Genomic DNA, 17,350 nt, shown 5'->3' with positions numbered 1-17,350 from the left:
ATGGCTAGCGGTCCAAGCCTGCCTCTCGGAAATTAGATAAATCTGACCCATTGCGCTCTGCGATGCTCATTCAGGGCCAGATTTCCTAAATTTCTTTCGAGGCAGAGCGGGCTTGTCCCGCTTTTCTATTCATTCTTCGTTAAGCAGTCGGACCATATAAACTTCTTCGCAGAATCCGCGCAGACTGTTATAGGCTCTTTTGATGCGCGACGTGTTTCTGCTGAATCCGATGATGGTAGGGCCACTGCCGCTCATCGTCACGCCATCAAGGCCGTACTTCTCCATCCGGTCCTTCAATTGGCGCAGTTCCGGATGCTTATTGAAGGTCACTTGCTCTAAAGCATTCCCAACGTTCTGACACATCCGCTCGTAATCGCCCTCCTCGATGGCTTGCGCTACGATGCGGGAAGTCGGTTTGTGCTGCAGTTGCTCGACAGCCAACAGCCGGAAAATCGTCTTCGTCGAGACGCTCAGGCGCGGTTTCGCCAAAATCACCCAACAGGATGGCATCGGTCGCAGTTTGCGGACGATTTCCCCTCGGCCTGATACGAAGGCTGTGCCACCCACTATGCTGTAGGGAACATCCGAGCCTACTTGGTTGCCGATCGCAATCAGCTCCTCAACAGAAAGCTGCAGATCCCAAATCTTGTTCAGCGCGCGCAAAGCCGCAGCCGCATCCGTGCTGCCGCCGCCCAATCCGGCAGCGACAGGGATTTTCTTGTCGATTTCGATTTTGATCCCCTTCTTTATCCCGCAACGGTCTTTGAGAAGCTTCACTGCTTGATAGACATGATTTCGCGTATCCACGGGCAAAAACACTTTGTTCGTGTAGATTCTGATTTCATCTTTTTCGAGAGGAGTAAACGTAAGATGGTCCGCGAGGTCGACTGAAGCCATCACCATTTCGAGTTCATGATAAAGGTCATCCCGCTTATACAATACATCTAACGCCAAATTTATTTTTGCCGGTGCCCGTTCAATCCATTCCATCGCTCCACGCTCCTCTCAACTGTTCTTATACTACAATACTAGCGTAAGCGTGCCGTTTTTAAAAGAATTATATGTCAATAACCAAGAATTACTTTCTGAATGATCAATATCTCACGGCTCAGTGCCCGGAACCGGTTTTCCCCATACACGATTTCTCTTGCAGCAGGCGATTTTTCGATAAAAAAAAACAGACATTTCGATGTCTGTTTGATTTATTTGGAATAAGTTCTTACATAATTTAAGCGTACTGGCATTTTTCTTCATCATAAAATAAGATCTCTACAGCTTCGGTTAAAACATCTGCATAACTGTATGATACACGTTCAAATGCATTTTCGTTTTGGTCTAGATCAACCACAAATACAGCATGATACGTTTCCCGTAAAATACCTTTTCGTTCTGTCTTGCGTTTGCGTCCTGCTTGCGCAGTCAGCATAACTTTCTGCCCTAAGTGACATTCCAGTTGTTCCTTAATCTGACTCAAATTATCCGGCATTCTGTTTCACCTCACTGATTCACAGTATAACACAGATAAATTAAATTAACAAGTATATCACAGAGGACGTATGCACGCAACTATGAAACGAATAAATTTTTAAAGAAATCTTATCAACTTTTTTTACTTTTATTTAGTAAAACTGCTGCTTGGAAAATTGCACCGCGGATGCATCACCTTCCCTTCGCAATGGGATCCGGATGGTGATGCATCCGTACCGATGGTGCCTCTGGACGCGAAAATATCAGGTTATTTTTTGATGATTTATTGAACGTCCAAATATTTGACTAAAGCATTCGCCAGGTCCGCAAATTGTTCGATGCTCAGTGCTTCTCCCCGTTTTGAAGGCTCAATGCCGGCTTCTTCAAGTCCGGCTGTCAAAGCTGCCTTGATCTCTTCCGTTTTGCCGTAGCGGGATTGCAGATTGTTCCAGAGCGTTTTTCTGCGCTGATTGAAACCGGCGCGCACCAAATCAAAGAAGAACTTCTCATCGGTAACTTTGACTTTAGGTTCCGCTCTCCGCTGCAGCTTCAGGATTGCCGAATCGACATTCGGTTGCGGCACAAAAACGGTTTTCGGAACGATGAAGGCAATCTCGGCTTCCGTATAGTAGTCGATCGCAATCGTCAATGAACCGAATGATTTCGTTCCAGGTTTGGCTGTCATGCGCTGCGCGACTTCCTTTTGCATCATCATCACAAACGTGTCGATCGGCAAATCAGTCTCTATGAAATTCATGATGATCGGCGTCGTGATATAGTAAGGCAGATTCGCTGCCACCACTAATCGTTCGGCCGGTTCAAAATGCTCTTCGATGACTTGCGGAACATTTGCCTCCAGAATATCCTGAAAAATGATTTCGATATTATCGTATTCCGCAAGTTCCGTCTTCAGAATCGGCGCCAGACGTCTGTCCACTTCAAACGCCACTACTTTTTTGGCTTCTCTGGCAAGGCGTTCCGTCAAGGCTCCGATACCGGGGCCGATCTCGATCACATTGGTGTTTTCATCTATGCCGGCTGCAGCAACCATCTTCGTCAGTATATTCGGGTCAACCAAAAAGTTTTGGCCTAGGCTCTTCTTCATGGTCAAATGGTATTTTTTTAAGATGGCGTTCGTTCTGCTCGGTGTTGCTATATCCTTATGGTATTCTAATCCACTCATTTATTTTCCTCCTCCTGCCGCAGAGCGGTCAGGCTATCCTTTTCATCCAGTTCTTTCAAAATGGCCGTCATCGCTGCGTTAACAGCTTCTTTTTCCAATTGGAACATGCGCAGGCGTTTCAACAACTGTTTCCCGTTCGTATGCCCGATCCCAAGCGCATCCCCCAGCAACTCCCGGTAACGGCTTGAGTCAGCATGTCCGACCAAGCGCCATTCATCCAGGAATTTCCTGTCGATGTCGCTCGTTTCTGCTTGCCTTTGCGTGTAGATATTCTTCAGCGCTTCCCTTATGATTTCCGGAGAGGCATGCTCGATTCCGAGGCTTCCGCCTTTCGGGGATTGCGCGTCATCCTTGCGCAAAAACGCATGCTTGACGCCGGGAATCCGTTCCACGATCGTTGCCCGGATCTTCCCGCCTGGAAAATCCGGATCGGTGAAGACGATGACGCCACGTGTCGCTTGCGCATGGGCGATCAGCTGCAGCGTTTCTTCGTTGATTGCTGATCCGTTCGTTTCGATCGTATCAGCTTCCACCGCCAGTTTGATCCGTCTTGTATCGTCTTTCCCCTCGACCACTATAATCTCTTCTATTTTCATCTATCATCCAACCCGAATAATGTATTTGCGTTTTTGGTAGTCTGCAGCGCGATCTCTTCGAAGGTCTGGCCACGTAATTCAGCAATCTTTTCGGCTACATAGCGGACATATGCCGGCTCGTTTCGCTTTCCGCGGAAAGGAACGGGAGCCAGATAAGGCGCATCAGTTTCGACCAAGAGTCTCTCGATCGGAACAGCTTTGGCCACTTCATGGACTTCTGTCGCCTTTTTGAAGGTGACGACGCCGCTGATCGAAATGTGCATGCCCAAATCCAAAAACTTCTTCATGTAGTTCACGTCACCGCTGAAGCTGTGCATGATGCCGCCTATGTCGCGCACATCCTCTTCCTTCAGAATGCGGTACGTGTCTTCGATGGCATCACGCATATGGATGCTGATCGGCAGTTCCAATTCTTTTGCGATCGCGATTTGCCTTCTGAACACTTTAGCTTGCACGTCATGCGGCGCTGTGTCCCAGTGATAGTCCAGACCCATCTCGCCCATGGCAACAACCTTTTTTTCTTCAAGCAATGCCATCAGGCTGTCTTCCACTGCCGCAGTATAGGTGGCTGCTTCAGTAGGATGCCAGCCGATGATGCTGTAGATTTCGGGATATTTTGCGCTCAATTCGAGCGATTTTTTTATTGTGTCCGCATCGAATCCCACGACCGCAAATCTTCCGACACCGGCTTCGTGGGCCCTTCCGATGGCCGCATCCGCATCATCCGCAAAAGCGTCCACGTTCAGATGCGTGTGTGTATCAAATAATAGTTTATCCATAGATTCCTTTCCGGTTCCTGCAGGAAGGCTTAGCCTGCCCTGATTCTTCTGCATCTAAAATGGACAAAGGAGTCCGGGACAACTGTCCCAGGCTCCTTGAATCACAAAAACCCTTATGCCACTGTCGAACCATTTGCTGCCGATTCAGGTGCGAGTATCACTTGCAGCACGCCATCCTTTTCAGCAGAAAGGATCATTCCTTGGCTGATTTCACCCTTCATTTTGCGCGCTTTCAGGTTAGCGACGATGATGACTTTCTTGCCGATGAAATACGCAGGATCCGGATACCATTGCGCAATGCCCGACAGGATTTGGCGATGACCTTCATCACCCGCATCCAGACGAAATTTCAGCAACTTGTCCGCGCCTTCGACTTTCTGGCAATCGATGACTTCAGCTACCTTCAGCTCGACTTTATCGAAGTCTTCATATTTGATCTGTTTTTCCTTTTCGGAAGTCAGTACGGTAGTCGTCGGATCCCACTCGGCTGCTACTGTTTCCTCTTCCGCTGGGGCCGTTCCGCCCATTTGTTCCTTGATGTAGGCGACTTCTTCTTCCGTGACGAGACGAGGGAAAATAGGCGTGCCTTTTTCGACTACCTTCACGTCCGCAGGGAACGTTCCGAAGGCCACATTTTCCCAAGCGCCTTGTTTTTCGAAGTCCAATCCAAGTTGTTCATACATTCTGAACGGCGCTTGCGTCATGAATGGAGACAGGAGAATGCCGACGACGCGCAAGGTTTCCGCCAAATGCGACATGACGCTTCCCAACTCCGCTTGCTTGGATTCATCCTTCGCCAAGACCCATGGAGCTGTCTCATCGATGTATTTGTTCGCGCGTGAAATAAGGCGCCAGGTTTCGGACAAGGCCGAACTGAACTGCATGTTGTCCATTTCCTTCTGGTAATTCTCGGTCACTTCCGCTGCCATCGCTTTGAGTTCCGCATCGAAAGCCGTTTCCGCTGCTAGTGCCGCAGGGATGTTCCCTCCGAAATATTTATTGATCATCGCGATTGTTCTGTTCAGCAAGTTGCCCAGATCGTTCGCCAGGTCATAGTTGATCCGGTTCACGTAGTCTTCCGGCGTGAAGATGCCGTCGCTGCCGAAGGTCACTTCGCGCATCAGATAGTAGCGCAAAGCATCCAAACCGAAGCGGTCCACCAACATATCCGGATACACAACATTGCCTTTGGATTTGGACATTTTGCCTTCCTTCATCAAAAGCCACCCGTGTCCGAAGATTTTCTTCGGAAGCGGCAGATCCAATGCCATCAGCATGATCGGCCAATAGATGGTGTGGAAGCGGACGATTTCTTTTCCGACCATGTGCACATCAGCCGGCCAATATTTTTGGTAAAGCGAATCATCAGCCGAACCATAGCCCAAGGCAGTGATGTAGTTCGCCAATGCATCGATCCAAACATAGACCACGTGCTTCGGATTGCTCTTCACGGGAATCCCCCAGGTAAAGGTCGTCCGTGAAACAGCCAGATCCTCAAGGCCCGGTTTGATGAAGTTGTTGACCATCTCGTTTTTGCGCGACTCCGGTTGGATGAAATCGGGATGCGCTTCGTAATAAGCCAACAAACGATCCGCGTATTTGCTCATGCGGAAGAAGTAGGACTCCTCTTTCACCAACTCGACTTCATGGCCGCTTGGAGCAACCCCGCCGATGATTTTTCCGTCGGCATCGCGATATACTTCAGCCAATTGTGTTTCCGTGAAGAACTCTTCGTCGGAAACCGAATACCAGCCTTCGTATTCGCCAAGATAGATGTCGCCTTGTTCCAATAATTGTTCAAAAATCTGCTGAACGGCTTGGACATGATCATCATCAGTGGTGCGGATGAACTTGTTGTTGGAAATGTCCAGACGTTTCCATAGATCCTGCATATCCTGGGCCATGCCGTCCACATATTCTTTTGGTGTGATGCCCAATTCTGCTGCTTTGTTCTCGATTTTTTGTCCGTGCTCATCTGATCCAGTCAGGTAGAACACATCGAATCCCATCAGTTTTTTATAGCGCGCCATTACATCGCATGCGATTGTAGAATACGCATTTCCGATGTGGAGCTTACCGCTCGGATAATAGATTGGAGTAGTGATATAAAATGTATTTTTTTCTTTAGCCACGAATGAGTGCGCCTCCCTGAATTCTAAGTTGTTTGCGAATGTACGCAACTTACCGTACCATTCTACCACAAAAGTCAAGGGTTGGGGCGCGAAATTCGAAACAAGCGGCAACCTCTTGCCTACGCCTGTACCTCCGAATCCACGCACAAAAAAGCCGAAAGCAATGTTCAGCTCCCGGCCCTTCCAGCGGCATTCATCATTTATCAGTAAAGTTGTGGATCGCATCCCGCAAAAAGGCGGCGGCTCCTTTGCCTGATGCTTTATCGTAGTATGCCGTGAATCTTTCGTCGTCGACATACATCTGGGCCAGTCCACGATGCGCTTCCGGAGAGTAGGTCGGCCAAGTATAGCTCAGCCACTGTTTATGCAATGCAGCAACCGCCAATGCAGCCTCTCCGCCGGTATCCCCCGTGGCCATCGCTTCCGTCAGCATCTCCTGCAAGCGTGCGGCCAGCTCCTGCATTGCGTCAAAATCCGCTTCGCTCATTCCTGCGAACTTCTTGTTTGACGCCGCAACGGTCTTTTCTCCGTATTTTCCGCGGATTTCCTGTCCGTAGCGGGTTTCGTTCTCGTCGAGCAGTTCTTTCTTCAAGCCTTCAAATTTCTCTTTGGCGCTCATTTTTCTGCCTCCTCTTTTTTCTTCAAGCGTAGCATCGACCGTTTTGATCAGCAATTCGATTTCCTTCTTTTTCTCCAACAATGCCTGTTTATGCGCGACCAACGAACGTTCCTCGTCATAGGCCGGATCATCCATCGCTGATTTGATTTCATCAAGCGAAAAGGACAGTTGCTTGAAGAACAGGATCTGCTGCAGCCTGTCCACCTCTGCTTCACCATAGATGCGATAGCCGGAGGAACTGGTGCGTTTGGGCTTCAGCAGGCCGATTTCGTCATAGTAGCGCAGCGTCCTCGTGCTGATGCCGGCCAGACGGCTCAATTTCTGGATCGTATATTCCATCTTATCCCCTCCGTTGATTTCATCTTACACCTTGACGCTGCGTCAAGGTCAACAGTTTCCCTTCCTATACGCAAAAATCAAAAAAAGACAGCCCCGGAGGACTGTCGTGAATTTTTCGGATTATCTTGCAACACGTACGGCAAATGATGCGCCGGAAAGGTTGTAAGAAGAATAAGTAACTGTTTGGCCTGGTGCTGGAGCGTGGATGTATTGTCCGCCGCCTACGTAAATAGCTACGTGATAAGTCGCGCCTCTTGAACCCCAGAAAATCAAATCTCCCGCTTGTGCGGCTGATACAGCAATCTGCGTACCTGAGTTTTCTTGAGGAACTGTGTAGCCACCGATTTCGATGCCGTATGCTTGTCTGAAAACATAAGAAGTGAAGCCTGAGCAGTCAAAGCCTGATGGTGTTTTTCCGCCCCATACATAAGGAACTCCGATATATTGTGCAGCAATGGAAACAACATCTCCTGTTGGTGCTGATAATACCGGTGCAGTTACGACTGGTGCAGCCACAACTGGTGCGCTGACGACTGGTGCTGCTGGAGCAGACACAACTGGTGCACTCTCAACAACTGGCGCAGCTGCAACTGTTTGAGCAGGAGCTGCTGACTCGGAACTTGCAACTGTGCTTGATGCAATATCAACGGATGAAGATTCTTCTGAACTTGCTTGTGCGACTGTTGCAGCTACAGTAGCTGCGGCAGCTTCAGCGGCTGCAATGGAAGCAGCCTCTGCGGCAGCGCGTTGGTCAGCTTCTTCTTTTTGCGCCAAGAACATTTCGCGGTCGGATTCAGCTGTTGCTTTTTCAGCAGCCAAAGCGGCAACTGCGCTCTCTTGTTCGATTCTCTTCACTTGCAGATCGCCTTTAAGTTGTTCCAACTCCATGGCCATTGCATTGATTTCGTTTAAGTTCTCTTCAGTTTTATTTTTTTTGTCTTCAACAGCCTTTTGATCCGCAACTTGCTGTTCTACCAATTCTTTATTGGCTGAAACCATTTTTGATACAACATCAATGCGGGATACTAAATCTGTGAAAGATTCGGATGATACGATAAAGTTCAAGTAGTTTTCGTTTGAACCGTTCACTTGAACAGATCTTGCTTGCTCATCCAGTTGTTCTTCGCGTTGCGCGATGACTACTTGCAATTCGGCAATATCTTCTTGTAAAGCAACAATCTCATCTTGTGTCTTTACGCGGTTTGCCAATAGAGTCTCTGCTCTTTGTTCGGCTGCATCAACTTCTGCAGTGATTGCGGACAAGTTTTCTGCTGCTGTGTTTTGTTTGCTGTCCAAATCAGAAATTTTAGTTTCCTGCTGTTGGATTTTTGTTAAGATTTCATCTGCTTGAGCTGTAAAAGGCGTTACTATACTTGTTGCAAGGATCGTACCTGCTAATGCGATAGCCACTAATTTCTTCTTCAAGTCTAATTCCTCCACTTACATTCGATTGTCGTTAGTTATAATTCTTATATATCTTTTAACTTTTTATAGTTTTTCTTAAGATTCATCAACATAATGAATCATAACATAGTTTTTTTTCGTTTAACCCGGTTTCGACAAGTTGTATCCTAACTGTAACATTTCTGTAAAATGACTCTCCTAATGTGTCCAAATCCGCGCCATCAGTAATATTTCATGCACCTTCCGACTTTGTAACATTTCTGTAGCATTACTTTTTTTGTTGTCACTGTTGACATCTGAAGTTTTACTGCGCTATACTTACGGCAATTAAACAATAAAAGAAAAAGCGATGAAAAAGACAGTAGAATCGGGATTTTGTCCTATAGAGAGTCAGCGGTTGGTGGAAGTTGATGCAAGCCTGGATTCGAATTACACTTTGGAGCTTTCTTATGCGCATAAGCGGCCGGCATACGATACATGTCAGAGTGGCAAAGTCTTTCCGATTCAGGATGATTCTGCAAGCTGGGTGGTACCACGATAACTATCGTCCCTGTTCAAACAAGAATTTTCTTGTCTGGACAGGGATTTTTTTGCATATAAATTTACGAGAAGAGGAATGAAGCACATGAATATCATAGACGAATTAGAATGGCGCGGCGCCATCAATCAACAAACGGACGCGGCAGGTTTGCGCAAATTAACGGAGGATGAGCAGATTGGCCTGTATTGCGGCGTTGACCCTACCGGCGACAGCCTGCATATCGGACATCTGATTCCCTTCATAGTATTGAAGAGATTCCAATTGGCAGGACACAAACCCGTCATCCTGATCGGCGGCGCGACCGGATCGATAGGCGATCCAAGCGGAAAGAGCGAAGAAAGAGTTCTGCAATCGATGGATCAAGTCGTCGAGAATGCAAATGCTTTGACCTCTCAGATGAAGAAACTGTTTCTATCGGACAGTTCGGCTGACATCCGCCTCGTCAACAATTACGACTGGACGAAAGATTTGACACTGTTGGATTTCCTGCGCGACTTCGGCAAGAACTTCAACATCAATACGATGTTGGCGAAAGATATCGTAGCCAGCCGTCTGGACACCGGCATTTCCTTCACGGAATTCACTTACCAAATTCTCCAGTCCATGGACTTCCTGCACCTATTCCAGAATGAGGGCGTCAACCTTCAGATCGGCGGCCAGGATCAATGGGGCAACATCACTGCCGGTTTGGACCTGATCCGTAAAAAAGAAGGCGCGGAAGCAAAAGCTTTCGGTTTGACGATTCCTTTGATGTTGAAGGCGGACGGCACGAAATTCGGCAAAACTGCCGGCGGTGCTGTCTGGTTGGACCCGAAAAAAACAACGCCTTACGAGTTCTACCAATTCTGGGTGAACCAGGACGACCGCGATGTCATCAAATACCTGAAATATTTCACTTTCCTTTCGAAGGAAGAGATCGATGCCCTGACTGAAAAAGTGGAAACAGAGCCGCACAAACGCGAAGCCCAAAAAGTTTTGGCATCCGAAATGACACGCTTCGTCCACAGCGAACAAGCTCTGGCGGACGCTCTAAAGATCACCGAAGCCCTGTTTACCGGTGAAGTGAAGGAATTGACCGCCGATGAAATCGCTGAAGGATTCAAAAATATGCCTACTTTCGAGTCCGACCTGAAAGAGCAGGAATTGGTCACTTGGTTGGTCGATCTCGGCATCGAACCGTCACGCCGCCAGTCACGCGAAGACATCCAAAACGGCGCCATCTCCATCAATGGCGATAAAGTCACGGATCTGGAATTCGTCATCACTGCCGAAAATTCTTTCGAAGGCCGCTTTATCCTCGTGCGCCGCGGCAAAAAGAAATATTTCTTGGTAAAGTTGGTGGCTTGATATGACAACCCCGCAACTATTTTCGCGCGAAGCCGCACTCCGGTTGGAGCCGGTCGAAAGCATGGAGCAGATCAATGAACTTTCCCGTTTGGCCGACATCATCTGGCATGAGTATTATCTGCCGATCCTCGGTCCGGACCAAGTTGCTTATATGTTGGAGAATATCCAATCCAGAGCGAATCTGGAAGCCGATATCGAAACAGGCAAATTGGATTATTTCCTCATCAAAAGCGAGGGTCAGCCCGCCGGGTATCTGGCTATCCAATTGCAGGACGACAAACTGTTCATCAGCAAGCTTTATCTGTTGCAGGAAGCCCGCGGACAAGGCTATGCCTATCAAATCATGCAAAAAATGGTCGATTTGGCTAGCAAGGAACAGAAAAAAGTCCTTGAGCTTACCGTCAACAAATACAACGAAGGTTCGATCGCATTCTACGAAAAATACGGTTTTGTGCGAACGGAATCCATCGTCTCCCCCATCGGAGGCGGCTTCGTGATGGACGACTACGTCTACCAATATCCGCTCACACCGGAACAATAAACAACCTAAATAGAGGACAGCCAAGCAAATGCTCAGCTGCCCTCTATTTTTTTGCATTTTCTAATTCGACCACTCTTTCGGGCTCCACATCCGCCCGTCCAGTTCGCCTTCCATCTGTTCCATCCGTTGGTACTGATCCTGGAAAAGCTTCTTCGTTTCCTGAAAAAGCGCTTTTTGTCGGTAATCCTTGCTCGTTTCCACTAAATGGTCCAGTTGTTTCTGCGCCCAATTTTCAGTTTCCATTGTTATCCCTCGCTTTATCCTTATCCAAGCTGATTGCCTTCCATCTGTGCCAACGTCCACGCCAGATCATCCAATTGCTCGCGGTTGTCCTCCAATACGGCGAGCAGATGCTCCACCAGCTGTTGATCCGCTTCGGAAAGTCCCGCTTTCCCGAGCGACTGCAGTTGGAGTTTGAACCAATTTTCTGAAGACTTGAGGCTGGCGTCATTGTCTTTGGTCAGGTATTGCTGATAGGCGATCAGCAATTCTTTCTTCTTGGTGTCGCTCAGATAATCGAATTTTGAAACGACAAGCGTCGGCAAGTACACCATGCCGCATTTTGTCGCCATCGCTTGGTAAGGCCGGGTCAGTTCCGAAATTGTGAAGCCTTCCCTGCCCCCTGCTTGGTATTCGCATTCGTTCACACCGAGGGCCAGAACGAGGCCGAATTCTTTCTCCGACAGCCTGCTACCGTCAACTCCGTAGGCGAAACCTTCAGTCAGGACGACATCCTGCCATTGCTTCAACAAACCCGGAGAGCTGTACCAATAGAACGGGAATTGGAAGATGATGCGGTCATACTGGAGCAATTGCTGTTGTTCGGCTTCCTGATTGATCTGTCCATCCGGATAAACCGATTCGAGATGGTGCCAAGTCACCCCTTCAGCCGGAAGACTTTCCCACAGAAACCTTTGCGCGTTGGAATCAGCCAGCGTCGGGTGGCTGACTATAATCAATGTTTGCATCCTTTCACCTCATTCTCTCAATAGTTCTTCATTCGAATCATAACAAGCTGCCGGCCAGAGTTCAAGTTGCACGCTCACTCATCGCGAAACCAACAAAAAACCCCTTCCTCCGCCACCCGGATGATCCGGAAGCAAAGAAAGGGACAGCTTTTCTTATAAGTTTGCAGTAATGTTCAGCGCTTGTTCCTGCGCTTTCAGGCATAATTCCTGCGCCTTGAAGATATGTTCCTGCGTCATCGCATTTTCAGTGCGGTTGACGCAGTCCAAAATCATTTCGCCGAAGAACGGGAACCCGACTTCGCCTGTCAAGGAGTAGTGCTCCTCGCCATCCTTCGTCACCAGGAAGAGGTGATCGCCGGTCTGTTCCGTCGCAACGTTGATGTATTTGCGAATTTCGATTGTTCCTTCCGTTCCGGTGATGAACGTACGGCCATCGCCCCACGTTCCGAGTCCGTCCGGCGTGAACCAATCTACTTTGAAGATGAAGGTTGCGCCATTGTCTCCGACCAGCGTGGCATCACCGTAGTCCTCCAACTCAGGCGTAGCCGGATTGTTGTAGTTTCCGACTTTGCTATGCAGCACTTTGGCGTCGGTATTTCCCGTATAGTAGAGGAACTGTTCGATCTGGTGGCTGCCGATGTCGGCCAAAATGCCGCCGTATTGTTCTTTCTTGAAGAACCAATCCGGACGTTTCTCTTTATCCAGGCGATGCGGTCCGAATCCGGTCACTTGAATGACGCGGCCGATCCTGCCCTCTTCTATCAATTGGCCGGCAAATACGGCGCCTTCCACATGCAGCCTTTCGCTGAAATAGACCAAATATTTTTTACCCGTTTCAGCTACCACTTTTTTCGTCTCTTCTAATTGTTCCGATGTAGTAAATCCTGTTTTATCCGTGAAGTAGTCTTTCCCTGCCCGCATGACCCGATTTCCCAACGCACTGCGTAAGTTAGGCACAGCAGCAGCAGCAACCAAATGAATTTCCGGATCTTCCAAAATCTGTTCCAAAGACTCTGCAACGGCAACATCCGGGAATGATTCCAGATAATTTGCTACTTTATCAGCATCCGGATCGTAGACATATTTGATTGTCGCTCCGGCTTCGATCAATCCGTTCGTCATGCCATTGATGTGTCCGTGGTCCAGTGCCGTAACGCCTACGTTGAACGCTCCCGGTTCCACTACCCTGTTTATTTTCCCTTTCGGGGCATAATTCATTCCATCTTTATTTCCCACTCGTATGACCTCCATCATTATTAAATATAATAGGAAGAAGTCCGAAGAGAATATTCTCCGAACTTCTTCATCCGATTCATCAGAACAGGTTTCCGTAACCCAATTCCAGTAAGTGATTGCGAGAAATCTTCAAGCTTTCGAACGGATCCACTCCATACGTATCATCCTGCTCCACTAATAGGTAGCGAGCGCCTGATGAGATGCTTTCCTCAATGATTTCTTTCAAAGGCAGGCTGCCTGTTCCCAATTCAGCGAACTGAATTGTGTTTGTGAAATAGTCCATAAATTTGGCAACATCCCCACTGTATAAAGCATCGAAGCCATCTTGTGGGATTTCAGCGATACGGTAGTCTTTCAAGTGGATCAATTCCACTTTGCCTTTGTAGTCTTTGATGACTTCCAGTGGGTTTGCGCCACCGCGTTGCACCCAGTGGACATCCAGCTCAAAGCCCAACAATGGCGCCTTTTCACGGATGATGTCCAACAGGAATTTACCGTCGTATTTGCGGAATTCGATGTGGTGGTTATGATAATACAAGGTGATGCCGTCTTCTTTCAGTTTTTGCGTCACTTCATTGACGTCATGGCAGAATTCCAGCACTTTATCCAGACTGGCCATAGCGTCGATCGGCAACATGCCGATGCGCAACAGATCCGTTCCCACGGCTTTGCAATCCGCTACGATTTTATCATAGTGTGTCGTCAAAGATTCACCGTCTTTTACTTGAGGTTTCAATGACGCGCTCATCGATGCGATTTCCATCCCAAAGTCGGCCGTCGCTTTTTGGATTTGGGAGATATTCTCGGGCGTTGTCGCCACCTGCGAGATTTCGATCGAGTTGTAGCCGATTTCGTGCAGTTTCTTCAACGTTTCATAAGGCCCTACTTCTTCAAAACTCTTTTTGACCGTTGACGCTTGTACACCTATCTTAACTTTCGACATTTATGATTTCCTCCATTTCGATTGTACGCTTTTCTTTTGATGATAATTTCATTGCATCAATCATCAGCATGGCTGGCAAGGCATCCTGGACCGTCACATAATCATCCGTATCCGCTTCGATTGCGTTGTAGAAACGCTGGATCAGGGCAGAATGGCTCGGGCCGTAATAAAATTTCGTCCCTTGCATCGGTGTGTCCTGCAGGTGCAGTTCTTTTTCACCAGAACTGTTCGAACGATACAAGCAGTTATCCTTGATCGTGAATTTTTCCTTTTCGGTGATGACCTGCAATTCTACGCTGGAATTCTCGACGTAGGCATTGGTCGACATGTAAAATCCGCGCGCGCCGTTCTTGAATGTGAAATTCGCGACGGCAGTGTCCTCGACTTCGATGTCATAGTCTGTGATGTTCGATAGACTGGCCTTGCAGCGGTCTATTTCCCCGCCCAAAACCTGCATCAGATCAAGCGTATGGATGGCTTGGTTGATGATGGATCCACCACCGGCAAATTCCATCTGACCGCGCCATGGTTTGGTGGTGTAATAGGTTTCAGGCCGATGCCATGCCACCAATCCTTTTACCGCCTTCACAGCCCCGACATTCTCGTCCGCGAGCAATCTTTTCAGTTCCAAAAAAGTTTCATTGTAACGATTTTGGAAACACACGCCGATTTTCTTGCTGCTTTCCTCTGCCAAGGCGAGCGTCTTCAAGCCTTCCTCATAATCCAAGGCTAAGGGTTTTTCCTGAAAAACGTGCACGCCTTTTTCAACACAGAGTTTCGTGATCGGATAATGCAGATAGTGCGGCAAGCAGATATGTACAACATCCAAATCCTCTTTTTCCAACATCGTTTCTACGTCTGTGTAAAAAGGCACATCAGGATATTTGGTCTTCAAGGCTTCATTTACGTCGCAGACTGCAACCAATTCACCGTTGTCGCTGGCGTCGATAGCATATTTGTGGACAGGTGATACATCTCCTAATCCAATTATTGCCGCTCTTAACATCTCTGATCACGTCACTTTCTTATTTTCTTGTTTCGAATTTTCCTTCTTCAGCGATGCGTTTGTTCAGCTCTGCCAAGTACAGATCGCCGTCCACATTGTAGTCCACTTCTTTATCCAACCAAGAGGATAAGTGCATTGCATTCGCCAAAGTAACACCATTGATGCCTTCTTCGCCGTTTGCCAATAAAGGCTCGCCGTTTACGATATGATCGGCAAAATTATTCAACACAGAAATGTGCTGCAGACCGTGCGGTGTAACGAACTCTTCTTCTGTGACCTTAACGTAATCTTCCATATTGATCTGTCCCATAAAGAGTCTCATAACATCCTGCATATCCATGTTTTCGGATAGTTCAGCTTCAGGAGCAGTCAATTGTTTCACAATCAGTTTTTTCGAATCTTCAACGATGATTTTGCCTTTCGTCCCAAAGATTTCGAAGCGGTCCGTCCCGACAATGTCGTTTGTGCAAGTGATGAATGAACCGGTAGCACCGTTTCCAAAGTCCAAGAGTGCGTTCACTTCATTTTCCACTACAATGTTGCGTCCAGCTCCATATTGCAGTTTCGCGTATACTTTTTCAGGTTTTCCGCAGATCCATTGCAACAGATCCAATTGGTGAGGAGCTTGGTTCACCAGCACGCCGCCGCCTTCTCCGCCCCAAGTCGCACGCCATGCGCTTTGGTTGTAGTAGCCTTGCGGTCTCCACCAAGTTGTGATGATCCAAGTGGCACGCTGCAAGTCGCCGATTGCTTTTTCATCCATCAATTGTTTTACTCTGCGGTAGAGCGGGTTTGTGCGTTGGTTGAAGAAGATCGCAAAAGTCGTTTCTGGGTGTTTCTTCGATGTTTCGATCAATCGTTCCACATCTTTCGTATAAACACCTGCCGGCTTTTCGCCCAATAAGTGGATGCCGCGTTCAAGTGCAGCGATCCCCATCACGCAGTGGTCATAGTGAGGAACAGTCGTTACGATTGCGTTTACAATACCGGATTCCAAAAGATCCAAGTAATTATCGAAGAAAGGCAGTCCCGGAAAATCTTCGGCGATTTTCGCTTTTTTAGCCGGATCGTTGTCGCAGATTGCTGCCAACTCGATGTTGTCGTTCAAGCGCTCATCGTTGTTTTTGAAGAACCCTGCGTACATGCCGCCTTCTGCACCATAACCAATAATTCCTAATTTCACTTTTTCTGTCATTTTCATCATTCTCCTTTTTGTATGTTGATTCTATTGTTCTTTCTGTAATTGCTGGGTGTACTGCCGATGTTCTGTTTAAAATATCTGCTGAAATGGGCATCGCTTTCAAAACCGCATTCGCCAGAAATCATTTTTATAGATTTGGTTGGTTCCATCAATAGTGCCGTGCACGCCTGTGATAACCGGTATCCCATCGCATAAGCCATGATCGTGTTTCCTGTGATTTCTTTGAAAGCATGCGACAAATAGGATTTGCTCAAATTAAGGGCAGAGGCGATATCATCGATATTGAACGAGTCACGGTAATGCTTGAAAATGTATTCCGAAACCTTTTCCGCTATCTGTGTCTTTTCATCGACATAAGCCTGTCCTTTTTCTACGATTTTATCCGTTGAAGAATCTATCATCAGAAGCAACTGGACTAAAGCCAGTTTGCGTTTCGCTTCATTTGCATAGGATTGGTCCAACTGCTGCAAATGATTCATTTCCCGGATAGCATTTTCCAGCAGGAGTTCATCCTTCTTTCGGAAAGTCCGAATGAGGCCATTGCGATTTTCAGTAAAGAACCGCAACAAATAGTCAATGTTCAGGTCATTCAGTAAAGGGGTAATCCAGTCGGCATCGAAATGGACGATGCTGCGTTCATAGGCATCCTTGTCTCCAATTACGTAGGCACGGTGAACCGTCATCCCATCCATCATCAGCAAGTCGCCAGGCTGAAGATAATAGATTTTATTACCGACCAGGAATCGACAATTTCCGCCGTGGAAAAGGAATATTTCATATTGCGGATGTGTATGGAAATCAAGGGCATATGCTTGTCCTTTGACGTGATATCCGATCAACAACTTTTCAATGATACGTGTCACCTCCCTCTCTTTGACACTTCAAAGTATAAAATAACAGCGTTTACAATTCAATGTCCTGAAATGCTTACATTTTTCAATTAATTGACCGAGAGTGCTTTTTGTTGTTCAAAAAAACAAAGTCGAGAAAAATACTTCTCGACTTTACTTGGTATAACAGTGTTTTGGGTGATTTGTGAACAAAATGG

17 protein-coding genes and 1 other annotated feature are annotated in these 17,350 nt (G+C 47.4%); of the genes, 2 read left to right on the top strand and 15 right to left on the bottom strand.

What is annotated here, in order from left to right; translation table 11 throughout:
- Positions 1–129: 129 nt before the first annotated feature.
- From ispE to WBV27_RS13520, 8 genes are all read right to left on the bottom strand, one after another.
- Positions 130–990: a 4-(cytidine 5'-diphospho)-2-C-methyl-D-erythritol kinase gene (gene ispE / locus WBV27_RS13555; protein ID WP_140185371.1), complete on the bottom strand. Its 861-nt coding sequence runs from the start codon at positions 988–990 to the stop codon at positions 130–132.
- 238 nt (positions 991–1,228) lie between these two features.
- Positions 1,229–1,486: a Veg family protein gene (locus tag WBV27_RS13550; protein WP_068559042.1), complete on the bottom strand. Its 258-nt coding sequence runs from the start codon at positions 1,484–1,486 to the stop codon at positions 1,229–1,231.
- 264 nt (positions 1,487–1,750) lie between these two features.
- Positions 1,751–2,650, bottom strand: a complete 900-nt coding sequence (gene rsmA, locus WBV27_RS13545) for a 16S rRNA (adenine(1518)-N(6)/adenine(1519)-N(6))-dimethyltransferase RsmA (RefSeq protein ID WP_424202640.1) — start codon at positions 2,648–2,650, stop codon at positions 1,751–1,753.
- Entirely contained in the window at positions 2,647–3,246 is a 600-nt protein-coding gene (rnmV, locus tag WBV27_RS13540; protein WP_424202639.1) for a ribonuclease M5, read from the bottom strand. The genes rsmA and rnmV overlap by 4 nt, the downstream gene beginning before the upstream one ends.
- Positions 3,243–4,025: a TatD family hydrolase gene (locus WBV27_RS13535; protein ID WP_424202638.1), complete on the bottom strand. Its 783-nt coding sequence runs from the start codon at positions 4,023–4,025 to the stop codon at positions 3,243–3,245. Before WBV27_RS13535 ends, rnmV begins: the two co-directional genes overlap by 4 nt.
- A gap of 113 nt (positions 4,026–4,138) precedes the next feature.
- Positions 4,139–6,157, bottom strand: coding sequence for a methionine--tRNA ligase (gene metG / locus WBV27_RS13530; RefSeq protein ID WP_424202637.1), 2,019 nt, complete (start codon positions 6,155–6,157; stop codon positions 4,139–4,141).
- Between the two features lie 196 nt (positions 6,158–6,353).
- Positions 6,354–7,115 carry a MerR family transcriptional regulator gene (locus WBV27_RS13525; RefSeq protein WP_424202636.1) on the bottom strand — a complete coding sequence of 254 codons (762 nt, stop codon included), beginning with the start codon at positions 7,113–7,115 and terminating at the stop codon, positions 6,354–6,356.
- Between the two features lie 120 nt (positions 7,116–7,235).
- Positions 7,236–8,540, bottom strand: a complete 1,305-nt coding sequence (locus tag WBV27_RS13520; RefSeq protein WP_424202635.1) for an NlpC/P60 family protein — start codon at positions 8,538–8,540, stop codon at positions 7,236–7,238.
- A 319-nt stretch (positions 8,541–8,859) separates the two neighbouring features.
- Positions 8,860–9,074 (top strand) — a binding site (T-box leader).
- A gap of 70 nt (positions 9,075–9,144) precedes the next feature.
- Between WBV27_RS13520 and tyrS the strand changes: the two genes are divergently transcribed.
- Together tyrS and WBV27_RS13510 are read left to right on the top strand one after the other, a co-directional pair.
- A complete protein-coding gene (gene tyrS / locus WBV27_RS13515; protein WP_424202634.1) occupies positions 9,145–10,407 on the top strand; it encodes a tyrosine--tRNA ligase in 1,263 nt (420 codons plus the stop codon).
- Between the two features lies 1 nt (position 10,408).
- Complete coding sequence (locus WBV27_RS13510) at positions 10,409–10,948, top strand: GNAT family N-acetyltransferase (protein ID WP_424202633.1); 540 nt, start codon at positions 10,409–10,411, stop codon at positions 10,946–10,948.
- A 60-nt stretch (positions 10,949–11,008) separates the two neighbouring features.
- On the opposite strand, the gene WBV27_RS13505 is transcribed toward WBV27_RS13510, so the two are convergent.
- The 7 genes from WBV27_RS13505 to WBV27_RS13475 form a co-directional block, all read right to left on the bottom strand.
- A complete protein-coding gene (locus WBV27_RS13505) occupies positions 11,009–11,191 on the bottom strand; it encodes a hypothetical protein (RefSeq protein ID WP_086626874.1) in 183 nt (60 codons plus the stop codon).
- A 20-nt stretch (positions 11,192–11,211) separates the two neighbouring features.
- The gene (locus WBV27_RS13500) at positions 11,212–11,916 is read right to left on the bottom strand and encodes an NAD(P)H-dependent oxidoreductase (protein WP_424202632.1); all 705 of its coding nucleotides are present in this window, start codon (positions 11,914–11,916) and stop codon (positions 11,212–11,214) included.
- Positions 11,917–12,069: 153 nt separating this feature from the next.
- A complete protein-coding gene (locus WBV27_RS13495; RefSeq protein WP_424202631.1) occupies positions 12,070–13,152 on the bottom strand; it encodes a Gfo/Idh/MocA family protein in 1,083 nt (360 codons plus the stop codon).
- 79 nt (positions 13,153–13,231) lie between these two features.
- Positions 13,232–14,095, bottom strand: a complete 864-nt coding sequence (locus tag WBV27_RS13490; protein WP_424202630.1) for a sugar phosphate isomerase/epimerase family protein — start codon at positions 14,093–14,095, stop codon at positions 13,232–13,234.
- Entirely contained in the window at positions 14,082–15,101 is a 1,020-nt protein-coding gene (locus WBV27_RS13485) for a Gfo/Idh/MocA family protein (protein ID WP_424202629.1), read from the bottom strand. Before WBV27_RS13485 ends, WBV27_RS13490 begins: the two co-directional genes overlap by 14 nt.
- A 19-nt stretch (positions 15,102–15,120) precedes the next feature.
- Positions 15,121–16,296 carry a Gfo/Idh/MocA family protein gene (locus WBV27_RS13480; protein ID WP_424202628.1) on the bottom strand — a complete coding sequence of 392 codons (1,176 nt, stop codon included), beginning with the start codon at positions 16,294–16,296 and terminating at the stop codon, positions 15,121–15,123.
- A 5-nt stretch (positions 16,297–16,301) separates the two neighbouring features.
- On the bottom strand, positions 16,302–17,165 hold the full coding sequence (locus tag WBV27_RS13475) for an AraC family transcriptional regulator (RefSeq protein ID WP_424202627.1): 864 nt from the start codon (positions 17,163–17,165) through the stop codon (positions 16,302–16,304).
- Between the last annotated feature and the right edge of the window lie 185 nt (positions 17,166–17,350).

This window comes from Trichococcus sp., assembly GCF_049589555.1.
GTDB lineage: Bacteria > Bacillota > Bacilli > Lactobacillales > Aerococcaceae > Trichococcus.
The sequence above is the reverse complement of the archived record's forward strand: the minus strand, read 5'-3'. Positions and strand labels throughout refer to the sequence as shown.